Source organism: Chryseobacterium sp. VD8 (genome assembly GCF_037149975.1).
Lineage (GTDB): Bacteria > Bacteroidota > Bacteroidia > Flavobacteriales > Weeksellaceae > Chryseobacterium > Chryseobacterium indicum.
On record NZ_JBBCQL010000282.1, the window covers coordinates 1 to 5,172 of the forward strand.

Consider the following 5,172-nt stretch of genomic DNA (forward strand, 5'->3'; position numbering starts at 1 on the left):
CTTCTACCACAACTTTAGAGCTAAAAAGCCGTTTTAATGATAAATGGAATAACAACTTAGTTGTAGGATATTCTTCAATTCACGATTACAGAGATCCGACTTCTCAAAATGTCATTTTCCCACAGGTTGAAATTTCTTACAACGGAGGAACTATTTTATTAGGAAATGACAGGGAAGCAACGGTTTTTAATATGAAGCAGAAAACTTTTGAAATCACGGATAACTTAACGTACAAAACAGGTCATCACACGTTCTTATTAGGAACTCACAATGAATTGTACAACATCGATTACGGTTTTGTGAATGCTTTAAACGGAAGAATTGCTTATAAAAGTTTAAATGATTTTTATAATTCAAATCCTGCAAGAATCAGGGGAACGTATTCTTTAACAGGTCAAAACAGAGATGATTTGTTTAACAATCCTTATGCAAGCTATAAAGTCAATTTGTTATCAGCATATCTTCAGGATGAAATTAATTTAGGAAGATTAAGGTTAACTCCGGGAGTAAGAGTTGATTATACAGATTTACCTGATAAACCGATGCTAAGTCCTAAAGTAACCAGCTCTCCTGCAGATCCAAACTACGGAAATACATATACTTACACACCGCTAAGCCAGCTAACAAACAATTATCTGAACAAACCGACCATCTCGCCAAGATTAGGATTTAATTTAGATCTTACCCAAAACAGATCTTTAGTAATGAGAGGAGGTTCAGGAATTTTTGTGGGAAGAATTCCGTTTGCATGGTTGGGTTATGCTTATTATAATGACGGAGTTGGATTCGGAAGTTATGATTATAATTCGCCAACTGCCGCGCAATTGGCAACAAACGGAGATCCTCTGGTAAGCTCAAATTTTCCGAAATGGCAGAATTCATCAAAAGTTCAGGTCGATTTAATTGATAATAACTTCAAAATGCCAAGAGTCTGGAGAAGTTCATTAGCTTTTGATTATACCGTTTCAGGATATAAATTTACATTAGAAGGAATTTACACAAAAGTTTTATATGATCTTAAATTCCAGCAGGTTAATAAAACGGATAACGTGACGTATTTCAGCTATGATACCAATCACGAAATGCCGGTCTACACAACGAACATCAACAGTAATTTCTCTAATGCTTATATGCTTTCCAATACAAAAGAAGGATACAGATACAATTTAACAGCCCAGCTTCAGAAATCTTATAATTTTGGCTTAAATTTCTTCGTTGCATATACGTATGGTGATGCGAAAGACATTACAAACGGGATCAGAAATTCTATGGAAAGTAACTGGCAAATGAACCAGTCTTTAACACCAAATGATCCCAAATTATCAACTTCTAATTTTGCAATTAAAAACAGAGTTGTTGCAAATGTAGGGTATACTTTACCACTTTCTGAGTCGAACAGGTTATCGGCGAATGTTTATTTCAATGCACAATCCGGAAACCCTTTCTCTTGGGGATTTGTAAACAGTACCATTGCAAATACAGGACAGGCAGCAGGTTTAGCTTATATTTTCAAAGATGTAGCTGAAGCAACAAAATATATAGCTCCGATTAAAGACGGATCCGGAAATATTCTGGTTACTACAGCTCAGCAGGTTGCCGATTACGAGAAATTCATCAGCAGTAATGCATATTTAAACAGCAGAAGAGGAAAATTCACAGAAAGAAACGGAGATTTCACTCCTTGGAATATTCAGGCTGACTTCAGAATAATGGATGAAATAAGATTAAGCGAAAAATCTAAAAATACGCTTCAGATCTCATTAAGTATCATCAATTTAACGAATTTGTTAAACAAAAACTGGGGAAAAGTTTATTTCGTACCAAATACATTCAACTCAACTGCAAGTGTAGGTTTAACGAAGGTTGGAAATATTGCCTCCGGACAGCCTTCTGCAGGAGATCCAACGTATAACTTCAGAACACCCGGGCTGCCTTACACCATCGATCAGTTTGCATCGAGATTTCAGGCACAGCTGGGAATCCGTTATAATTTTTAACAGTATTTTCATTTCTTACATAATATAGACTTATTAGATTCTTTCAAGAAGAAGTCCGAAGTTTTTTTTCGGGCTTCTTTTACTGTTAATATAACTAAGCATTTAGTTATATTTATTATATTTGCTGACTTTTAGAAACGAAAATAAAAATTAAATAAAGATGAAAAAGTTTATCACAACATTTTCTTTAGCGGCAGGACTTTTCCTTACGTCTAACATGGTAAGTGCACAGCAAAAAATCGGGCACGTAAATTCTGATGATATTTTTGCGAATCTTCCTGAAGCTAAAACAGCAGAAGGATCATTAGACACTTTCACAAAAACAAAACAGGGTGAAATTGAAAAAATGATTACTTCTTACCAGACAAAACTAAAAGCAGCTCAGGATAAGGAAAAGACAATAAGTGAAGCAAATAAGGAAACTGTAATTAAGGAATTAACGGCAGCTCAGACAGAATTGCAGACTTTAGGTAAAGATATTGAAGCTTCCAGAACAAAAGCTGCGCAGGAAATTTCTAAAAAACAGACCGAATTATTCGCTCCTATTCAGAAAAAGGTAAGCTCTATGATTGCTACTGTTGCGAAAGAAAAGGGATTGGCTTATGTTTTTGATATCGCACCTTCCCAGGGAAACAGTCAGGTTGCTTATATGGATGGAGGAGAAGATATTACTCCGACTGTAAAATCTAAACTTGGAGCTACAGCCACTGCTGCGAAACCTGCTTCTAAATAATTTTTCTGGAAAAATACTCATCTGAAAAATAAAAAAAGCTGGAAATTATGAATATTTAATTTCCAGCTTTTATTTCATTGTTTTACATCGATCTAATCGAGCGGCTTTCGACCTGATATCAGATTATACAGTACCACGATAATGGCAATAACCAGTAAAACGTGAACCAGATATCCTGTACTCATTCCCGGAACGACTCCTAACATTCCTAAAAGCCATACCACAATACAAATGACTGCGACTAACCATAATATACTTCTCATAATTAAAAATTTTAAGTGATTTGATAAAGTAGATACACATATTATGCCTTTTTATTAAAAACAGCTTAAAAATATATACCACATATTATGAAAAGTGAATATTTTCCTTCAAAAATAAGGGTGTAAATGAAATTTAATTCAGAACCCCAAAATGAATTAAAGCTTTTTCAATTCCATGATTGTCAACATCTTCTGTAATGTAGTCTGCAACTTCTTTTAAGCTGTCATTAGCATTTCCCATCGCAATGCCGATTTTTGTAAATTTTAACATAGAAATATCATTTCCGCCGTCTCCGAAAGACATGGTTTCTGAAACATTAATATTAAAATGTCTGCAGAAATTTTCAATTCCGGTCTGTTTACTAATGTTTCCGGGATTTACATCGGCAAAAAGCGGAGTCCATCTGGAAGATATACTTTTCGGCATTACTTCTTTCATGAATGTGGCTTCAGCCTCCGGTTTCAGAAAAATATTAGCCTGAAGCACATTCTCAACATCAATATTTTCTTTATCATGAATGGGCGGAACAGGAATATTAATATGAGAATACATTCCCACTACTTCAGGCGTTGCATCATTTATTTCAACCTTATCTTCATACATTAAAGAATAGCTCAACGGAATATTTTTAGCATAATTAATCAGACTTTTGATGTCGGAAGGATCTATTGTATATCTGGAAATCAGCTTCTTGGATGTTGTGATACAGTATGCTCCGTTAAAAGTGATAAAGCCGTCAAACTTCAGATGATCGATATGATGCAGAGAATTGATTGATCTTCCCGTTGCTATAATTACTTTTATTCCTTTTTCTCTGAGTTTCTGAATTGCATTTTGAGTTGAAGAGGGTACTTTTCCTGTTTTAAAGCTTAATAAAGTTCCGTCTATATCGAAAAATACCGCTTTAATGTTGTGATCTTGGGTGTTCATTGAAGTTTAATGATTTAATCGTTTAAGTTGTATAACAAAAATACAACAATATAATTTTGTTTTATGATGTCGTATTTTAATTAAAACTGAATTATTGCAGAATCTGTAAGGTATAATTCTTGTACAGTTTTTACCACACCAAAAAATAATATTATGAAAAATCAGGAAGAAATCGATCTTTTGAATGATCTCGTGCACATTACCAACGACAGAATAAAAGGTTTTGCTAAAGTGGAAGGTAAAATATGGGAAAGTTATCCGGACGTAAAATCAGAATATGCCAGAATGAATTCTCTTTCTAAAGTCATGAAAAATGAACTTATTGATCTCATCACAGAACATGGAGGAGAAGCGAACGATTCACCCTCTATCGCCGGAACACTTCACAGAACATGGATTGATATTAAAAATTCTTTTACTATTGGAAATACGGAAGAATCCACCATTGAAAACGTAATTTTCGGCGAAAAAGCAGCGATTGACGCTTACCAAAATGCAATCGACACCGGAAAACTGAGTAAAAAAAGCAGAGAAATCGTTTCAGAACAGCTCAAGCATATTAAAGATTCTTATCATGAATTTAAAGGAATGAGCAATTACAAAAATTAATTGATCTGTTTAAAAGCATAAACTTCCCAAACCGGGAAGTTTTTTTAGTTTAAAAATGTTGAAAAAAAAAATTAGAATTGATAACTGACGGCTTTTTTTGGGGAATTCTGAGGATTAAAAATCACCAAAGATTGAATAAAATCACCTTTTTTTTGATTGTTTTGGACAAATCTTACTTCTTTTATATTGAGTAGAATAGAGATAACAGAAGAGTTATTTATTATGATAAATTAATGATTATCAAAAAGATATAATTTCCATAAAAGTAAAAGACATTCATTATTAAATACAGAATTAAGGCGTCAAAGGAATTTGAGAAAATTTTCCATTAAATTCTTTTGTATTATTAAAATTATTCATACATTAGTGATGTATAAAATACAGGTTTTATCATTTTATAGAATTTAGGGAATAAAATAATTAACCAAAAGTTTTATTTATTCATCTCTATATTTAATTCTGCTTTAAAATTAGGTACATGCCACTCTTGTAAAAGGGTGGTGTTTTTTTAAGAAAGTGCAGAAAAAGATACAGCTTTTTTAAGTCGAAGTAAGCCTAACTGTCATATTACCCGTCATTTAACCGAAACCGTAAATTAACATAATATTTCACAAAAAAATCATTCAGTTTCATGAAAAT

The 5,172-nt window shown here is 33.1% G+C and carries 4 protein-coding genes and 1 pseudogene; 3 read left to right on the top strand and 2 right to left on the bottom strand.

Annotated features, from left to right (window positions below; translation table 11 throughout):
* Together WFK35_RS20385 and WFK35_RS20390 are read left to right on the top strand one after the other, a co-directional pair.
* Positions 1–1,997: pseudogene (locus tag WFK35_RS20385) on the top strand (TonB-dependent receptor); the annotation flags it as partial.
* Positions 1,998–2,157: 160 nt separating this feature from the next.
* Positions 2,158–2,730 carry an OmpH family outer membrane protein gene (locus WFK35_RS20390; protein WP_235130776.1) on the top strand — a complete coding sequence of 191 codons (573 nt, stop codon included), beginning with the start codon at positions 2,158–2,160 and terminating at the stop codon, positions 2,728–2,730.
* A gap of 92 nt (positions 2,731–2,822) precedes the next feature.
* On the opposite strand, the gene WFK35_RS20395 is transcribed toward WFK35_RS20390, so the two are convergent.
* The gene (locus WFK35_RS20395) at positions 2,823–2,993 is read right to left on the bottom strand and encodes a lmo0937 family membrane protein (protein WP_214589777.1); all 171 of its coding nucleotides are present in this window, start codon (positions 2,991–2,993) and stop codon (positions 2,823–2,825) included.
* Positions 2,994–3,126: 133 nt separating this feature from the next.
* Positions 3,127–3,924 (bottom strand): Cof-type HAD-IIB family hydrolase, encoded by a 798-nt coding sequence (locus WFK35_RS20400; protein WP_336734296.1) that lies wholly within the window; start codon positions 3,922–3,924, stop codon positions 3,127–3,129.
* A gap of 153 nt (positions 3,925–4,077) precedes the next feature.
* On the opposite strand from WFK35_RS20400, the gene WFK35_RS20405 reads away from it, so the two are divergent.
* On the top strand, positions 4,078–4,533 hold the full coding sequence (locus tag WFK35_RS20405) for a PA2169 family four-helix-bundle protein (protein ID WP_336734297.1): 456 nt from the start codon (positions 4,078–4,080) through the stop codon (positions 4,531–4,533).
* Positions 4,534–5,172 lie beyond the last annotated feature (639 nt).